The 552-nt window shown below is 39.7% G+C and carries 1 protein-coding gene; it reads right to left on the bottom strand.

Annotated features, from left to right (window positions below):
• A partial coding sequence (locus tag OZZ83_RS14705; protein ID WP_278023918.1) for an IS66 family transposase occupies positions 1-552 on the bottom strand: 552 nt, incomplete at both ends.

The raw sequence follows: 552 nt of genomic DNA on the forward strand, positions 1-552 counted from the left end.
CCGCTATAGCCGTCACAGTGTAAATACCCTGTAAACTCCTTGAGAAAAGTTTTCGGAACATCTCCAGCACGACTTTCGTCGTGGTGATAATAAACGATGGGATGCTGACTGTCTTTTCCTGTACAAAACTGCCAGTAATAGGTATCTGTTTTGGCACTTTCAATCACACGATAACTTGTTTCATCCCCGTGTAGAATCTCTTCTTGATTAAGATAGACTCTTAATCGTTCTCCTAAAGGGTCTAACGCGTTTTGCACTGCTTTAATATGCCAATTGGTGATATTATCTCTCGAAATATCCAACCCATGTGTTTGTTTCCAATAGTTCTCTTGCCGATAGGCAGGAACTTTCTGACCAAATTTCATCCGGATCGTTTCCGCCACTAAACTATTGGAACCTAAGCTATTAGAAATCAAAGGTTTAGGAACGATCGCTTTTTTAAAAGAAGAAAGTCCTTCTTTTTCGCAGCTTTTACAACAATAGGTATGTTGATAATGGGTGAGACAATCCAACATAGCCTGATGGAAACGAATTTCTTCTCGTACTTTTGTC

Origin of the sequence: Enterococcus sp. E5-162, from assembly GCF_035725965.1 — a bacterium.
Taxonomy (GTDB): Bacteria; Bacillota; Bacilli; order Lactobacillales; family Enterococcaceae; genus Enterococcus_B; species Enterococcus_B lactis.